This is a genomic window from Mycoplasma sp. 3686h, assembly GCF_056781225.1.
In genome coordinates, this window is the sequence record NZ_CM165562.1 from 201,696 (window position 1) to 219,587 (window position 17,892).

Here is a 17,892-nt window from a genome sequence, read left to right on the forward strand (position 1 = left end):
CATCTCAATTCTGAGATGAATGATAGTTCTTAGAGAGATTAAATTAATTGTTTACATTCTTTTTACGGGTATAATTGTAAATTTTTTCGACTAGTTCTTCTTTAGAAAGTTCTTCATATCCATAAATTCCTAATAATTTAGCCATTTCGTGCAATTGCTTTGTTTTAAGTCCAAGGAGCTTATTAATTTCTTTTTCTTTTTCTAATTCAAAAGCACTTTTTGTATTTTGATTTGTTGCACTAGAGTTTGCATTATTTCATTGTTCTGGATTTTGTGTATTTGAATTAAAGTTATCTTGATTAAAAGGGAAATCAAATCCAAATGGACTTTGTTGCGAGAATTTTGTAAACTGTTCATAATGTTTCTTTAATTGTTCTAGTCTAAAAGCTCTAACAAATGCAATTTTAATTGTGTATAAATGAGCTGAAACAATAATAATGGTAATAATTGATGATAAGAAATTAGTAATCATTAATGCTAAAATAGCAACAAATGGTTCTTGAGTAGCTATACTCCCTAAACTCGCAAATCTACTAACTCAACCAAAAGATCAACATGAAGTAACGAAAATAAAGATATTGCTAGTGTGCAGTCTCATAAAATTTTGTTCTCTATAACCAATATATACAGAGCGAACAAACAATACGTTTGCTATCAGTAAAATTATTGTTGGAAATATATTAGATAAAAATAGTGAATTTCATTCTCCAGCACTTGTTTCAATTTTTGCATTATTTGGTGAAACTGCAGATGCTATTTCAAAAAACTTGTTAATAATATCATTCTTATATACTACTATTAAAATGTTTATAACCACATTTAATAGGAATAAAATAAAAATCGCAATTCCATTTAGGATGATAAATTTTCTAAATTGACTTTCTTTATTCCATAATTCTTTAATAGAATTTAGTTCTTTAAATTTTGTATCGTAAATACCAAACATTTTTCCCCTAACTAAATAGTTGTGTAAAATCAAAGTTTGCTACATCAAATTCTCTTGGTGGTTTTGCATATAAAACAATTTTATCTTTTGTAATTGGATGTACAAAAGATAATTTATAGGCATGTAATCTTTGATTAAAATCATCAACCTTTCTTCCGTATACCGGATCCCCATAAACTGGATTTTTAATATATGATAAATGAACTCTGATTTGATGGGTTCTTCCAGTTTCAAGTGTGCATTTAACCAATGTTTTAGGTAAATTATCAATATAAAAGGTATTTAAAGTTTCTACATGAGTAATTGCTTCTTTAGCATTATTGTTGGTTACGCACATCATTTGACGGTTTTTAATATTTCTACCAATTGGTAAGTTTAATTTTAATTTTTTCTCTTCTAAAATTCCATCAACAATCGCAACATATTCTCGACTAATATCATGATTCTTAAAATCGCTTGATAGTAATTGATGAATGTGATTGTTTTTAGCAATAATTAATAGTCCACTAGTATCTTTATCTATTCGATGGACAATTCCAGGTCTGAGCAATCCATTAGTATTTGATAAATTGTTTTTAAAATGATAAAGCAACCCATTAACTAATGTTTGATCTAAATGACCTGGTGCTGGATGGACAATTAACCCTGAAGGTTTATTAATCACAAATAAATGTTCATCTTCATAAACAATATCAATGTCCATTTTTTGCGGTTCAAGTTTAATTTCTTTGTCTAAAAGCTTAACTATTTTAATCTCTTGTCCTTCACGGACAATGTATTTAGGTTTAATTACATTATTATCATTAACATAAACTGCTCGTTGTTGGATTAATTCTTTAATATCATTACGCGAAATTTGACTATGATCACTAATATATTTATCAATTCTTTCTTTATATTGAACTTTAAGCAATATCATGTTATCTTAATTATACCGATTTTAAAAAAATAAGAAAATAAATTTAGCAAATTACCACCTCCTTTGCTAATTTAATTTATTGAAAATTTTTGAAAATTTATTCATTTAAGGACAAATTTTCAATAAAAAATCAACTTTCTAAATGTAGTATGTAGTTTATTAATTTATAATTAAAATAATATCAAAAATTTATCAAGCATAGGGAGATAAAGTGACTCAAAAAGAACGTAAGAACATCCTAAAAAATATTGAGGTTTGAAAAAATAGACTGCTTGATTTGAGCATGAAAAACCAATCGATTAATTACCGAAAAACAAAATCACAAACTGTTGAAATTCTCAGTCCAAGTATTGAGACTTTTTTAAACAAATATTATGGACTGAAAAATCTTCAATTTGCCAATTTATTTGGAAATGTACCCAATGAAGATGAAGAAGAAATCGGAGTTAGAAGAGTTAAAGGGAAGCGTGTTTCGTTTGGAATTGAACTTGAACAAAAAGATAAATATTTCAAAAATGAAATATTACCTTTAATTTCAGCTTTTCAGAAAAAATACAAAGGAAACTATTTATGTTCAAATCTTTATGATGGTGCTCAAAATAGAAACCTTTCTAATTTGATGAAAAAGTCTAATTTATTTAAAGAAGAAAACGGGATAAATGTTTTATATTTTGCTGTTGGTTTTTTAGAATGATACGAAAATAAAGAATCTGATGATAAACACTTAGCACCAATTTTATTTATACCAGTTGAGTTGTCAAAAGATGCATATAATTCACCTTATAGAGTCAATTTTCTCGATGATGAATTCTTACTTAATGAATCATTTATTCAAAAATTAATTAATGATTACAACATTAATTTAAACTTTAAATTCGAAGCTGAAAAATCAAATTACGAGCTTTTTGTGGATTATAAAAACTTTATTCTTGAACAAATTCAAAAGCTCAATGACAAGAGATGAAAAATTATTGAAGAAATTGATTTAGGAATTTTTTCTTTCTCTAGAATTAACATGGTTAAAGACCTTGAAGAAAATACTGAAAAAGTAATTAATAATCAGTTTGTTAAACTAATTTCAGGTCTTAATGATCCAGTTGAAAACATTCAATTTACCGAAAAAGACATTGATGATGTTGTGGATCCTTCACAATATTTTCATACTTATAATGCCGATTCATCTCAAGAAATCGCTATTCAAGCAGCTATTGCTGGGAAAAGCTTTGTTCTTCAAGGGCCACCAGGAACTGGAAAATCACAAACCATTACCAATATTATTACCGAATTAATTGCTCGAGATAAAAAAGTTTTATTCGTTGCCGAAAAACAAGCAGCTCTTGAAGTAGTTTACAATAATTTAAAGAGAATTGGATTAAACGATTATGTTTTACCAATTCATAATACTAAATTAGATAAAAAAATTGTTTTACATGAGCTTGCTTCAACTCTTGAAAAAGGTCAACATAACATTTCGATTGAAGATAATTTTCATAAAGATGCAGTTAATAAATTTACTATTTCACACCATGAATTATTAAATTATCCACAAGGTTTACAAAATATTTTTCAACCAATTAACAAATCAATTTATCAACTTTATGGAGCTTATTTTAAATATGCTAAACACCCTGAAATTGTGTTTGACATTCAGGATGTTGAGAAGGTTTCTGAAAAAGAATTATTAAAACGCAGAAAGTTAATCGATTCATTCCATAATGCCTTAAACATTAATGATTTTGATATTTCAAAAAACGATTGATATGGATTAATTTACGAAGAAATGTCACTAAAAATGAGGGAAAAAACCGGTGACAACTTAATTCAATTTAGAGAAACCATGCATAATGCGATTGCTTTTGCGAACCAATATCCATTCTTAAGAATTAAAAAAGATATCTTCTTAAAGAGTGCTTCAATTTATAAGGACGTACTTAATCATTTAACTAAAATTTCGTCAATTAATTCAACTATTATTTCAAACCCTAACATTGAAGTAGATGTTGAACATTATAATTCGTTAGTTCAAATTCGCGGACAAATTGAGGAATTAAAATCTCGGATTAAACATAAATATAATCTCGAAGTAATTAATTTAGATGCGGTAAATTACAAAAACCAACTATCTTTTTTTAGTACATCTTCAAAAAGATTCTTTTATCCAGGGTATAAAAAAATCAAAAACAGAATTTATACCTACAAATTAAGTGATGAAAAATTAACATATACTGAATTAATTAACCTTTTCAACATTATTGAAGAAATTCAAGAAAAAGAAAAAGAATTTAACGATATTAGCAAACTTGTTAGTTATCGTGTGCCCTTGAATGAATTTTCGTTCTTAAAAAGCACCCATGAACACATTGATTGATTTAATACCTTTAAACAGTTATCAAATTATCTAGAATGGGATTCTAAAGATATTTATCATCTTTTTGCATTTGCTCTTTTACATAAAGACAAAGCAATTGACTTAGCAACAGAATACAACAAGATTTATCAAAAACTACAAGAACACATTAATATCTTTAAACAAGACTTTAATACTGAATTTTTTGATATTGATTCATATACCTTTGAAACACTTGATAAAAAATTAGATAAAGCCATTCATAATCATGAACATTTAACCACAATTTTAGAGTTTAATCGTGTTTATAAATTAATGAAAGAAAATCATTTACAAGAATATGCTGATGCATTAATTCAAAGAAATATTAGAGAAGATTACTTTGCAATTTATCTTAGAAGATTTTATTTACTATTGATTGATAAATACCAAAGCGAATTATTCCCAGACTTTAATGGTGAAGTCATGGACTCGATTCGCAAAACTTTTGCTCAATCAGATGCCATTATTCAATCAATGGCCAAAACTAAAGTGGAAATGTCAATTATTGAAAAAATTCCAAATTACAATAGTATTGAAGGGCTCAATTCAGAAGTCTCAATTCTAAGAACCGAAGCCAATAAATCAAGAAGAATTATTCCGTTCAGATTATTGTTTGATAAAATTCCAAATTTAATCACTAAACTTAAACCATGTTTAATGATGTCACCACTTTCAGTTTCATCTTTACTTAAAAACTCAAACTTAGAGTTTGATGTAGTTATTTTTGATGAGGCCTCACAGGTACGCCCCGAAAATGCTATTGGTGCTTTGTCAAGAGCTAAACAGTTCATTATTTCAGGAGATAAGGAACAACTTCCGCCAACAGATTTCTTTGCTCATTTTGACGAAGATGATTCATTAGATGACAATTCATGGGACACTACTGCTTTTGATTCAATTTTAGAAGTAGCCAATATTGTCTTACCAACTATTAAACTTAAATGACACTACCGTAGTAAGTTTGATGAATTAATTCATCCTTCTAATAAAGAAATTTATAATGAACTAATTACCTTCCCAGCTTCAAAAATTCCTGGTAAATTTGAAGGGGTTTCACACGAACATGTTCGTGGTCAGTTTATCGATTCAGTTAACCAAGTTGAAGCTGATAGAGTTGTTGAATTAGTGATTGAGATTATAAGAAAATACGGAACTAGAAGAACTATAGGAGTAGTTACCTTTAACACTCAACAAAGAGATTTAATTGAACGGAAAATTAACTTACTCAGACGTAAAACAACTGAATTTGAGCATTTCTTTAATGCTTGAGAAATTGAAAAATTCTTTGTTAAAAACATTGAAACAGTGCAAGGGGATGAAAGAGATATTATTATTCTTTCTGTTGGTTATGGACCTAATGCTAAAGGAATTATGACCATGAACTTTGGTCCATTGAACCAACAAAACGGATATCGTCGACTAAATGTTGCTGTAACTCGTGCAAAAACAGCTGTAATTGTTGTTTCATCATTCTTAGAAAATGATATTGATTTATCCAGAACCAATTCGCGTGGAGCTAAATTCTTGAAAAATTACATTCGTTATGCTTCTTCAAATAATAAGCAAATCGAAGAAACTCAACAATATGTATCTGAATTTGACTCACCATTTGAAGATGATGTGTACAATGAACTAAAAGATCTTGGTTATAATGTAGTTAAACGGATTGGTGCTTCAAGTTACAAAATTGATTTAGCGATTTTAGACCCTAAAAAACCTGGACATTATATTCTAGGAATCGAATGTGATGGTTCAGTTTACAAAACTTCACGTTCAAGTAGAGATCGAGAAATTCTTAGACAAAGAGTGCTTGAAGGTAGAAAATGAAATGTTTATCGTATTTGATCAGCTGATTGATACAAAAATAAAAACAAACAAGTCGAAAGATTGAATAAGTATATTGATCAATTAATCAAAAATAAAACTACTAAATCTATATCAAATGATATAGATGCTCTTAAAATCAATGTCCCAGTTGAAATTAAACAAAAAGAAATTCAAAAAATCCAATTTAATCACTATCCAAATTATGATGAATTATTTGCTCAAATTCAAAAATCTAACCCTCAAACCAGAACCGATTTTATGTGAGCTTTGATTAGTGAATTGAGTCCAGTCCACTATGATGAGTTAAAAAAATTCGTTCCACGAATTTTTGGACGAAAAACTTTTACTGCTATTCTTAAAGAAGAGCTTGATGCAATGTTAAATGAATTATCACAAAAAGACTTAATTGACTTTGAAGCTGATTTTATCGTAGCAAAAGACCAAACCATTGAATTTAGAGAGTATGATAAAAATTCATCTAAACGTGATTTTTCTCGGATTCACTTAAGTGAGGTTGAACACTTTTTAAAAACTTTCATTCACGCAGCTAATAATTTAAGCTTAAATGAAATTATGATGACTTTTAGTAAATATTGTGGATTTAATACAGTCACTCCTGTATCAAAAGACCTTATTTTAAGAGCTATTGATAACTTAATTAAGAAAAATTTAATTCAAGTTAACGATGATGTTATCTACCTTTACAAAGAAAACAATCTTTAAAAAATTAAGCAACTGCATGAGCAGTTGCTTTTTGATCTAATCATGTAATTGGAATACTTTTTGCATTAATTTTATTAGTTTTTTCAGTTTTCTAAGAGCAGTAATAGTACAATTAAATTGTTATATATACTTGTTTAATAAATTTAGTAAAAGGAGAAAAAATGCTTATAGGAAATTCACAAGTTGCTAAACAAGCAATTGAAAAATATGATTCAATTATCATTTTTCATCATATCCGACCTGATGGTGATTGTTTAGGTTCCCAACACGGTTTAGCTGAGCTAATTAAAACCAATTATCCCGAAAAGAAAGTGTATTGCATTGGAGATGACGTTGGTGTTTTAGATTTTATGCAATATAACTTTACTGACGAATCACAAATTGATTTTACCAACTCACTTGGAATTGTAGTTGATGCATCATCTGGTGATCGAATCGAAAAAGCTCAATTGTTATATGAAAATAAAACTACAGCAAAATTACGAATTGATCACCACCCTAACGATAGTGATATTAAGTATGACTATCTTTGAGTTGATGAACATTATGTAGCTGCTGCTGAAATGATTGCAATGTTAGCATATGAATCAAATTGGAAGATATCAATTAAAGCTTCTGAATACATTTATTTAGGAATTAATACTGATTCAGGGAGATTTTTATATCCAGATACCAGCGCTCGTACCTACAAATTAGTAGCCTTTTTAATGGAAAATGGATTTCATCCAAAAAAAATTCTTAAGGAGCTCTCAAAAAGAACTTTTAAAGGAATTAAATTTATTGGTGAAATTCTTACCGGATTTAAAAAATCAGGAAGAGTACTTTACTACGAAATTACCCAAGAAATTTTAAAAAAACATGATTTCAATTCACTTGAGGCAGCTATTTATGTGAATGAACTAGCCAATATTGAAGACAATTCATGTTGAGCTTTATTTATTCAATTAGAAGATGGAACTGTTCGTGGTCGTTTGAGATCAAATGGACCATTGGTAAATAAGGTTGCTAAAGATTTTAAAGGCGGTGGACATGATAATGCCGCTGGAATTACTTTAGATTCTTGAGAACAAGTCCAAGAAGTTTTAGAACAATTAAACAAAGAAATTATTAGATATGAAAGTGAGACAAAATAATGCAAATAGGTTCATTAAAAGAAGCAGTTAGTGAATTATTAAAATATGATTCGATTGTGATTTTTCATCACATTCAACCAGATGGAGATTGCTTAGGTTCGCAACACGGACTTGGAGAAATGTTAAAAACTAATTTCCCTGAAAAAAAGGTGTATTGTGTTGGAGATGCCAATGGTTTATTCCCTTTTTTAAACATTCAAATGGATGAATATCCTAGTGATGAAATCCTTAAAAAATCATTAGCAGTGATTGTTGATGCTAACTATAAAGAAAGAATTCACAGTCGTGAATTGCTTGATAAAAATATTTTTGCTCGGGTTTTACGAATCGATCACCACCCAAATGAAGATGATTTAGGTGATAATGTAACTAGATGAGTTGATAGTTCATACATTGCCGCTGATGAAATGATTGCTCAAATTGGACATGACTCAAACTGGAAAATTACTCCAAGAGCAGCTAAATTCTTATATCTTGGGATTATTACTGATTCAGGAAGATTTTTGTTTAGCAACACAAGTGCAAGAACTTTAAGATTAGCGGCCTTTTTATATGAACATGGACTTGAACCAGATTATGTGCATGTTAATGTTTATAAAACAAGTATAGAAGATATCAAATTTAACGCTTGATTAACATCAAGTTTAAAAACTCGTCAAGGTGTTGCTTATATTCAAAATACCTATCAAGACACCATTGATAGAGGTAAAACACCTGAACAATCATCTCGTCCTAATTTAATCGCAAGTATTGAAGGACACCCTATTTGAGCACAATTTATCGAAGGATCAGATAAAAGAATTCGTGTTGAACTCAGATCAAATGGCCCAATTGTAAGAAATGTTGCTCTTAAATATGGTGGCGGAGGTCACTTAAAAGCTTCAGGTTGTGTTTTAAATTCATGAGATGAAGTTGAATCAGTTATTAATGATTGCGTTTTAGAAGTTCAAAAATACTTACAAAAAGAAAGTAGATAAAATTGATGTACTGAAAAGACACTAAGGGTTCTTTAGAAGTTATTACTGGCCCAATGTTTGCTGGTAAAAGTGCTGAATTAATTAAACGTCTAACAATTTTAAAGATTGCTCAAGTTAAATTCTTAGTTTTTAAACCAGATTTTGACACTAGATTCGGTGATGATGTAATTGTAAGTCGAACCGGATCAAATGTTAAAGCAATTTCTATAGCAAATGCTAATGATGTTTGAAAATATTGAGATGATAATGTTAAGGCGGTTGCTTTTGACGAAGCTCACTTCTTTGACGAAAATATTTTTCAAGTTATTAATCGATTAATTTCAAAGGGTGTGAGAGTTATCGTTTCAGGTCTTGATATGGATTTTGCGGGAAAATCCTTTTCAATAACCTCTGAGCTCTTAGCTCAAGCTGATTATGTGTCTAAGCTTAAAGCAGTATGTATGAAGTGTTTTGAACAAGCTTCTCTTTCGTATCGTAAAGTTAAATCAAAAGAAAGACATCTTCTAGGGGATTCAGAATATGAAGCCAGATGTCGTCAATGTCATAAAGTTAAATAAAACATAATAAACAAAAATGCACAATTTTTTCGTGCATTTTTGTTTATTTATAACCCAATTTAGCTAATTCTTTTTCGTTATTATTTCATTTATCAGCGATTTTAACTTTTAGATTTAATATTACCTTACTTTGGAATTGATGCATCATTTTGTATCGAGCATTTTGACCTATTTCTTTAATTTTTGATCCTTTAGCACCAATAACCATACCTTTTTGAGATGCTTTTTTAACATAAATAATTGCTTCAATTTGAATTAAATCATCTAATTCTTCAAACTCAATAACTTCAATTGCGATTGAATGTGGCAATTCTTCATATAGAGAGTTAATTGCAGATTCACGAATGATTTCTTTTGCTAAAAAACGCATACTTTTATCTGTAACATAATCAGCATCATATTGAGCATGGCCTTCATATGTATAAGATTTAATCATTTTGATTAATGAATCAATCGATTTCAAATCATTTTTCGAAGTAGAAAGAATGTGTTCAAAGTTATATTCCTCGATTTCTTTGATTTTTTCTACCAATAATTGTGGATTTTTGCTAATCTTATCAATTTTAGTAATTACTGCAATTTTGTGTGGGACTTTAGAAATTTTTTCTAAAATCATTTTATCCCCAACTCCAATTTTTTCATCAGCAGGAGTAAGAAATAAGAGAAGATCAATATCTTTGGTGGTACTAAAAGCGTTTTTATTTAAAATTTCACCTAATTTATTTTCAGGTTTATGAATTCCTGGAGTATCTGTAAAGATAATTTGATATTCATCATCATTATAAATACCAGTGATTTGATCTCTTGTTGTTTGTGCGACATCTGTTACAATTGCTACATCATAACCCACAATAGCATTTACTAAAGTACTTTTACCCACATTTGGACGACCAATAATTGAAACAAAGCAAATTTTCATTATTTAATATCACTTTCCACAATACTGAAAGGAACTAATTCAGCTACTGTATTAACTCTTACTTTTGTTGTATCGTTTGAGTATTGATAAACTTTTGCTTGAGGCAGCATAAATTCAGTCATAACTTGTCTGCAGCCCGCACACGGACTGATAATTCCTTCTTTTTTACTAATAATATGAATTTCCTTAAAAGTACCAACTTTTGCTCCGTATGCAACTGATCCAAATAATGCACTTCTTTCTGCACAAATCCCTGAAGGGTATGCAACATTTTCAACATTAACCCCATAGTATTCATTCCCGTTTTCATCAATTGCACATGCAGCAACCTGAAAATTTGAATAAGGAGCATACGCTCTTTTTAACAACTCTTTTAATTTTTTAATCTCCATTTTTTACTCTCTACCAATTTTTAGTGGTTTAAAAATTTTGTCAACAATTTTGTTCATTTCAATTCTTTCTTTTTCATCTTCGTGGTCATAACCAGCTAAATGTACCAAACCATGTGTAAATAAATAACAAAACTCTCTTTTTATTGAATGGTTAAATTCAATTGATTGTTCAACCATTTTGTCATAACAAATAAATAATTCACCCAATAAAACAAATGGCAATTGGTCATAAAGAGGACGATCATAATATCCAAACGAAAGAATATCGGTAACATAATCTTTATTCCGATATTCTTTGTTTAAGAGTTTAATTCTTCTTTTAGAAACGACTTTTACATCTAGAAATATTTGTTTGTTAATTTTGAAGTATTTAGCAAAATTTTTAAGAATCTCATTCATTTCATAATCAAAATCAATATTGTGTCTAGTTCTATTATCAAAAGAAATTTCATGAATAGGTTTCTTCATGTTGAAATTATAAACTTATTTAGGGAAAATGTGTTTTAAAATATACTGTCAAAATGTTGTTTTACCAGAATTATAGGTGCAATAAATTTCAAAAATATTATTTTCTTTCATTTTTAAAAGTAGCGAAGGAGATGTGATTTTGATTTGATTCTCATTCAAAACATAACTGAATTGATATGTAGATAATTCATTTTTCAATTGAATATTTAATTCTGGATTAGAAATAATTTCGTCAGCTTTAACTCCATTTAAGAAAATATCATCATATTCTCTTCTGATATAGACCTTTTTATAAGAATTTATTTGATAAGTGAAAGAAACATAAGACATAAAAACAAAAATTACCAATAACAATAATAGTATAAAGATAACAAGACTATATTGAGACGTGGTTTTTCTCAAGATACACCTCTTTTGAATTTTCAAATATAAATTTATTGTTATGACTTATTTCGATAATTAGTGATTGATTAATTTTGTTATTTAAATAAATTTTTATTTCATTAAAAAATGAATCGCTTAAATTATCAAAGGCTTCATCAAACAGATAAAGTAAATAATTTTTGCTAATAATTTTTAGAAAATTAACAACTTGAACTTCACCACTTGAAAGTTCACAAAATCTTTTGTTTTTAATGGAGTTAATTTTATTTATCAATTCATCCGAAAATTCATTCAATAGTTTGTTTATGTTCGAAAAATCAAGATACTCATTTATAAAAGTTTGAGATAAAGGACTCTTATTTCCAATGTAAATAATGTTACTTTTTACAGCTATATTATCAAAAATATTTGTTTGAACATTATTAATCTTAATTATTCCATTGCTTGGATTTAAATTTCCACTTAGTATTGCTAAAAGTGTTGTTTTACCAATACCGTTTATCCCCTTTAAATGAGTATTTTGGTCAATTACTAAACGTTGAATATTTAGAGCATTATTATTTTGTTCATATTGAAAATCAACATAAGATAATTCTATTTTTTTAATATGAGTAAATTCATTTGATAAATCTTGAATTTGAGAATTGATTTTTGGTTTGAAAAAACGAAGCAATATTTTAGCTGTTTTATATTTAATATGCAAATTAAATAAAGGTCAAAAGTTTTGAGTTGATTTAGTTAGTAAACTAGCTGCTGTTAGCACAAAGATTAAATCCACTAAAGTTATATTTCCTTTTCAAATTTCAAATGAACCCAAAAATAAAACAATAAAAGGACCCAGAGTTTCAATAATTGAAGAGATAGAAAATACAGTTTCAGAAAGATAATTCGTTTTTAAATAATAGTCTTGCATTTGCGAAAATTGTGTTTGTATATTTTTATAAAGCTTATTTTCTATCTCAATAACATTAATAGAATTGACATAATTGTAATATTCTTCGATATTTGATGAAAGAGCAATATTTTGCTCTAATATCTTTTTGTAAGAATTGTTATACCAATTTTGCATAAATAAACTGATAAAAAAGTTTATCAAACAATAAATAATCAAAGTGTAAAGCAATATTAAATTAATTGTATAAATCATCAATGAACCAACAAGTAAATATATTAAATTGGCAATAACTGAAGATATAAAGGAACTTTTATAAGCTCAAATTGTGTCAATAGCAGAAATTCTGTTTAAAAATTCACTTGAGTTTAATTTACTTATTTCTTTATAATATTTACTTTTCAAACTTTTTAATAGCTCTAATTTTTGATCATTTGAATAATTGGTAATTTTAGTTAAAGATCATTTATTCGTTAAATATTTAAACGTTTGTTGAACAATTAAGATTCACAAAACAAAAACTGCACAAAAATACAAATATATCTCTAAATTATAGGGAATGATTTCGGAAAAAATATATTTTGTCATCAATGGAATAAGTAAAATAACAAACAATTCTAACAACTTGCTTAAGAAGTTAAACACTTGCATTTTTGTAGCATTAAAGCTATTTTTTAGTGATGAATAATTCTGAATTTGTTCATTTTTTGAACTATTATGAACTTTAATAGCTGAAAAAGCTACAATAATATTTAAGAAAATTTTTTTAAATTCTTCTAAACTCATTTTTATCTTTCCTTGAGCAGGATCTATGTAAAAAATATGGGAATTAGTACACTTTTGAATAATAATCATGTGTTGATTATTATCTTTGTTTATGATTGTTGCAAACGGGAATTCTTCAGAATTTAATTTTGTTAGTGTCTCAATATCGCAATTCAAAACTTCAATACTTAGTGAGTATTGATTAATTAGTCTTTGCAAGCTCTCAAGTGAGATACCATTATTTTGATAAGTTGCATTAATTTTCAGTTCATCTAGGGGAACTTTTTGACCATGAATTAGTTCGATAAAGTATTGAGCAACCACCAAAGAACAATCTCGAGAATCTTTTTGATATTCCATAGCTTTTATAAAATAAATTTAAATCCAAAAATTTGTAAAAAAAGAAAATAACGAGTTTTTTCTATCTTCAAAATTTGCATAAAAAAGTTTATAATTTTAATAGCACACTTAAGAGGTAATTTATGAAAAAAGTAGTTGCATTTGCAAGCGATCATGCTGGTTTTAAGCTAAAGCAAGAATTAATTAAGTATCTTGAGTCATTAGGATATGAAATAGTTGATTTAGGTCCTAAAACTGACCAAGTTCCGGTCAGTTACGCAACTCAAGGAAAAGAACTTGCTGAATATATTGATACCAAAAAACCTGATTTTGGAATTGGGATTTGCGGAACTGGATTGGGAATTTCGTATGCTTTAAATCGGCACAAACACATCCGAGCAGCTAGAGTTGTTTCGATTGAGGATGCAAAACTTGCTAAACTTCATAACAATGCCAATGTTTTGGTCTTTGGGGGTCGTCAAATTTCTACACAACAAGCTCAAAAAATCATTGATGAATATATAGCGACTCAATACGAAGGTGGAAGACACCAACAAAGAATTGATGAATTAGATATGTAATCTAAAGTCATATTTTTCAACAATATAAAGGAAAATACTCTTAAATTTGTTATAATCGAAAATATAATTATTAATTTTATTAATTTAGTTAGGAAAAATATGAAAAGAAAATTAGCTTTATTCTTATCGTTTTTTGGTGGAGTAATTGCTCCTTTATCTCTTGCTGTATCGTTTAGTCCAGCAACAAAAATCACAACCACACAAGCAACAAGTACAACTCCAGTCACTCAACCAGAACAAAATCAACCAGTTTTAACACTTCCTGCAGAAGAACTAGCTAAAATATCTTTAATTAAAGAAACAGTTTCAACCAGTGAAAAACTATTAAGAATGTCAGAAGGAGTTCTTGTTCTTTCGAAAAATTCAATTAAAGACAAAACATCAGATCAAGCTTCAAGCGATGATGTTTACCTTGAATTTGGAAGTCTATTTTCAGATTTTTCAAAAGAAATTAATAAGAAAATTACTCTTGTTTCTTCAGAAGGAAACGAAGCTAAATTCTTAGTTAGCCTTTCTAAAACTCTTTCAAATGGTCAAGTTGTTTCTTTTGCTAGAGAAGTAATGATTAGTGGATATAAACAATAAAATTTATTTTAAAGATTAAAAAAACATTCACGAGAATGTTTTTTTATGCGAAATTTGTTTAAATAAGTTTATCAAAGATATCATCACCAGTTTCAAGTACAATATCAACTCCAAAGTTTCGAGCCACAATATTTCCTAATGTTCCAAGTCCATTAAAAGTATCTAATACTTTTGGAGATGTAAATGATTTTGAATAAATAGTTGCTGGCAAAAATTCTCTAGTGTGATTAAATCCAGGATAAAGTGGATCATTTCCGTGATCACTAGTAATAATTAATAAATCATCTTCTTTTAAACAGTTAATAAGTTTAGTCAGTTTAACGTCAAAATCAGCAATATTTTGTGCAAATCCGTGCACATTACGTCTGTGTCCAAAGTGTGAATCAAATTGTACTAAATTAGTAAAGATAAATTTATTTTCACTTTGCTCTAAAACAAGCTCAATAGTTTTATCCATTCCAACCGCATCGCTTCCGCTAGGAATGTGTCTAGAAATTCCTTGGCCCACAAAAATATCATTAATTTTACCAACTGAAATAACTTCAACCCCCTTTTCAACCAATCTGTTTAAGATTAATTTAGGAGGTTTATTAGCATAATCATGACGATTAAAGGTACGAGTATAATTACCGGCTTGACCAACATATGGACGAGCAATAATTCGACCAACATTTCATTCAGGTCTAGATGAGCAAATTTCACGAGCAGCCTTAGCGTATCTGTATAAATTATCTAATCCAGTTCATTCTTCATGAGCACAAATTTGGAGCACTGAATCCATTGATGTATATACAATAATTGAACCATTGTCTTTCTCTTGTTGAGCTAGTTCGTTAATAATGTCTGTTCCACTAGCTGCTTTATTTCCTATGATTTTACGTCCATCAAAAGCTTTTTCAAGTTCATTAATAAGTTCTTGTGGAAATCCATTTTCAGTAAAAGTAGGGAAAGGTTCTAGTGTCTTAAATCCCATCATTTCTCAGTGTCCAGCTAAAGTGTCTTTAGCATTTGAAACTTCTTGCACTTTAGCTACATAAGCAAGCGGATTTTTAACATGATAATTACCTTGTAAATCGCTAATATTTCCAATTCCTAATTTCTTCCATGTCTCAATTTTAAACTCATCAGCCATTGATGCCGAACGAATGGTATTGGCTCCACTATCACCAAATGATTTTTGATCTTTGTCACTACCAATTCCCAAACCATCAGTAATAATCATGAAAATTCTTTTAAATTTTGGCATTAATTCTCCTTTGCAAAATTCTTATTTAAATTTTAAACATTTTTATACAAAATAGACGAAAAACAAACAAATGATTGTATAATTTTATCGCTGTTTATTGTCTTAAGCAATAGGCAGCAAAAATAAGTTTGTTTTTTAGGTTTAAAATCACAACAATTTTTATTTCATTAGTCGTTATTTTCAAAAAGCACATTCTTATTTATAAAACCTTTTATTAAACTAAATTATCACCAAGTTTAAATAAATATCGCCCTTCTTTCTATAAGGTTTTATAAACGATTATCTAAAGAAATTGTGTCTTTTGATTTTTAAAAAAAGTGAATAAATAATCAAAAAGCAGCCCAGCTGCTTTTCTTTTTGCTTTATTTAAATAAGGCTTTTTGTTTATCGGATAGTTTATTGTACTTGATAATAACAATTGCTTCAGGACCAGTGTGGATTGAAATAACTGGTGGGATATCCGAAATTAGTGGTTCAATGTGATATTTTTGGGTAATGTGGTTAATAAAAGTATTGATTTCTTTATTTTGTGAATGCAAAATAATTAATTGAGTGTTATTTATTTGTTCTTGGTTTAAATTATCCAATTTAGATTCAATTGAATTAATTACAGTTCTTAAAAAAACGCGACCAATTCCTTCTTTTTCTAACTTACCATTTTCAAATTTAATTATCGGAACAATTTTTAATAATGTTGCAACAGCTGCTGCACTAGCGGTTAAACGGCCACCCTTGACTAAAAAATGATTATATTTAGGAATTAAGGTGACTGAAGCTGGATTTTGATTGTTCTCAATTATTTTAATTGCTTTTTCAACTTCAAAACCACGTTCAATTAATTCTTCAAACTCAATCACTTTTAAGCTAATTAACTGAGCAACATATAGTGATTTGATTATATAAACGTTTTGAAAATCACTAGAAAAATTAATCAAATTTTGATATTCCCCTGATAAATGTTCTGAAAGTGGAAATACTACTACCGCTTGATATTCTTGCGAAAGTCTCTTAAACAAGTCAATCACATACCCAATGTTAGTTGAACTTGTTTTAGCTCCACTTGAATCTTTAGAGAAAACATTAAAAAGATTCTTGCTGGTTATATCAATTCCATCAAGATAATTTTTACCATCAATTTGAATGTTTAGTGGAAGATAAAATCATCCACGCTGTTTAGCTTGCTCTTCTGTGAGTCCACACGAAGAACTTACAACAATAGCTATCTTTTTCATATGTTCATTAATTATAAAAGATTTAATGTAAAATATAATATTATGATTTTAGTCCATAAATTAAGTGATCAATTTAATAATTGTGCAATTGTAACTATTGATACACGAATTAAACCAACCAAGCAAATTAAGCATGAAAATTATGTCTTTTTTGTCAATAACAATAATCAAGTTAATTCAATTAATGTTTTTGATGATAAAGAATTACTTAATTCGAGTGAAAAAAGTTTTTTCGCTTTAAATGAGCATATAAGTCAAAAAATTAAACAAATAGCAAGCAGGCTTAACCTTATTGTTAATGATGAGAAAAAGTTTGTTTATGCTCAAATAATCAAACGTGAGTCACATCCAAAAAGCGAAAAACTATTTGTTTTAACTTTATTTGATGGTACAAAAGAGTTTCAAGTTGTAACCAATACTCTTAATTCGACACAAGATAAAATTCTTGCTGTAGCACTTCCAGGTTCAATTAATGCAAGTGGATTAGAAATTGTAGCAGGTACAATGCTTGATGTTAAGAGTGAGGGAATGCTCGTTGGATATTCAAGTTTAGGATTACCAGGTGAAGGGTTGCTTTTTACTAAAAAGGAAAACATAGGAGAAGAAGTCATTTTTTAA

Annotated in this window: 16 protein-coding genes; 7 read left to right on the forward strand and 9 right to left on the reverse strand. The window is 28.3% G+C overall.

Annotation, left to right across the window (positions count from 1 at the left end):
* Positions 1-43 precede the first annotated feature (43 nt).
* Both AC1RP9_RS01050 and AC1RP9_RS01055 read right to left on the reverse strand, forming a co-directional pair.
* On the reverse strand, positions 44-946 hold the full coding sequence (locus AC1RP9_RS01050; RefSeq protein ID WP_481822544.1) for a hypothetical protein: 903 nt from the start codon (positions 944-946) through the stop codon (positions 44-46).
* A 7-nt stretch (positions 947-953) separates the two neighbouring features.
* Positions 954-1,865: an RluA family pseudouridine synthase gene (locus AC1RP9_RS01055; protein ID WP_481822545.1), complete on the reverse strand. Its 912-nt coding sequence runs from the start codon at positions 1,863-1,865 to the stop codon at positions 954-956.
* A gap of 211 nt (positions 1,866-2,076) precedes the next feature.
* Here AC1RP9_RS01055 and AC1RP9_RS01060 point away from each other — a divergent pair, with 211 nt between their 5' ends.
* From AC1RP9_RS01060 to AC1RP9_RS01075, 4 genes are all read left to right on the forward strand, one after another.
* On the forward strand, positions 2,077-6,804 hold the full coding sequence (locus tag AC1RP9_RS01060) for a DUF4011 domain-containing protein (protein ID WP_481822546.1): 4,728 nt from the start codon (positions 2,077-2,079) through the stop codon (positions 6,802-6,804).
* A gap of 161 nt (positions 6,805-6,965) precedes the next feature.
* The gene (gene nrnA, locus AC1RP9_RS01065; RefSeq protein ID WP_481822547.1) at positions 6,966-7,937 is read left to right on the forward strand and encodes a bifunctional oligoribonuclease/PAP phosphatase NrnA; all 972 of its coding nucleotides are present in this window, start codon (positions 6,966-6,968) and stop codon (positions 7,935-7,937) included.
* Positions 7,937-8,914 carry a bifunctional oligoribonuclease/PAP phosphatase NrnA gene (gene nrnA / locus AC1RP9_RS01070; RefSeq protein ID WP_481822548.1) on the forward strand — a complete coding sequence of 326 codons (978 nt, stop codon included), beginning with the start codon at positions 7,937-7,939 and terminating at the stop codon, positions 8,912-8,914. The genes nrnA (AC1RP9_RS01065) and nrnA (AC1RP9_RS01070) overlap by 1 nt, the downstream gene beginning before the upstream one ends.
* A gap of 5 nt (positions 8,915-8,919) precedes the next feature.
* A complete protein-coding gene (locus AC1RP9_RS01075) occupies positions 8,920-9,471 on the forward strand; it encodes a thymidine kinase (protein WP_481822549.1) in 552 nt (183 codons plus the stop codon).
* Positions 9,472-9,514: 43 nt separating this feature from the next.
* Here the strand turns inward: AC1RP9_RS01075 and era are convergent, their stop codons facing one another.
* The 5 genes from era to AC1RP9_RS01100 are packed head-to-tail and all read right to left on the reverse strand — an operon-like array spanning position 9,515 to position 13,651.
* Complete coding sequence (gene era, locus AC1RP9_RS01080) at positions 9,515-10,390, reverse strand: GTPase Era (protein ID WP_481822550.1); 876 nt, start codon at positions 10,388-10,390, stop codon at positions 9,515-9,517.
* Positions 10,390-10,782: a cytidine deaminase gene (cdd, locus tag AC1RP9_RS01085; protein WP_481822551.1), complete on the reverse strand. Its 393-nt coding sequence runs from the start codon at positions 10,780-10,782 to the stop codon at positions 10,390-10,392. The genes era and cdd overlap by 1 nt, the downstream gene beginning before the upstream one ends.
* A gap of 3 nt (positions 10,783-10,785) precedes the next feature.
* A complete protein-coding gene (ybeY, locus tag AC1RP9_RS01090; RefSeq protein WP_481822552.1) occupies positions 10,786-11,250 on the reverse strand; it encodes an rRNA maturation RNase YbeY in 465 nt (154 codons plus the stop codon).
* 15 nt (positions 11,251-11,265) lie between these two features.
* Positions 11,266-11,676, reverse strand: coding sequence for an MAG1140 family protein (locus tag AC1RP9_RS01095; protein WP_481822553.1), 411 nt, complete (start codon positions 11,674-11,676; stop codon positions 11,266-11,268).
* Positions 11,627-13,651: an Mbov_0121 family peptidase domain-containing ABC transporter gene (locus AC1RP9_RS01100; RefSeq protein ID WP_481822554.1), complete on the reverse strand. Its 2,025-nt coding sequence runs from the start codon at positions 13,649-13,651 to the stop codon at positions 11,627-11,629. Before AC1RP9_RS01100 ends, AC1RP9_RS01095 begins: the two co-directional genes overlap by 50 nt.
* A gap of 122 nt (positions 13,652-13,773) precedes the next feature.
* Between AC1RP9_RS01100 and AC1RP9_RS01105 the strand changes: the two genes are divergently transcribed.
* On the forward strand, positions 13,774-14,211 hold the full coding sequence (locus AC1RP9_RS01105; protein WP_481822555.1) for an RpiB/LacA/LacB family sugar-phosphate isomerase: 438 nt from the start codon (positions 13,774-13,776) through the stop codon (positions 14,209-14,211).
* Between the two features lie 99 nt (positions 14,212-14,310).
* On the forward strand, positions 14,311-14,796 hold the full coding sequence (locus tag AC1RP9_RS01110) for a hypothetical protein (RefSeq protein ID WP_481822556.1): 486 nt from the start codon (positions 14,311-14,313) through the stop codon (positions 14,794-14,796).
* A gap of 58 nt (positions 14,797-14,854) precedes the next feature.
* On the opposite strand, the gene AC1RP9_RS01115 is transcribed toward AC1RP9_RS01110, so the two are convergent.
* Entirely contained in the window at positions 14,855-16,042 is a 1,188-nt protein-coding gene (locus AC1RP9_RS01115) for a phosphopentomutase (protein WP_481822557.1), read from the reverse strand.
* Positions 16,043-16,404: 362 nt separating this feature from the next.
* Positions 16,405-17,274, reverse strand: coding sequence for a DegV family protein (locus AC1RP9_RS01120; RefSeq protein ID WP_481822558.1), 870 nt, complete (start codon positions 17,272-17,274; stop codon positions 16,405-16,407).
* A gap of 42 nt (positions 17,275-17,316) precedes the next feature.
* On the opposite strand from AC1RP9_RS01120, the gene tapR reads away from it, so the two are divergent.
* Entirely contained in the window at positions 17,317-17,892 is a 576-nt protein-coding gene (gene tapR, locus AC1RP9_RS01125; RefSeq protein ID WP_481822559.1) for a TyrS-associated PheT N-terminal domain-related protein TapR, read from the forward strand.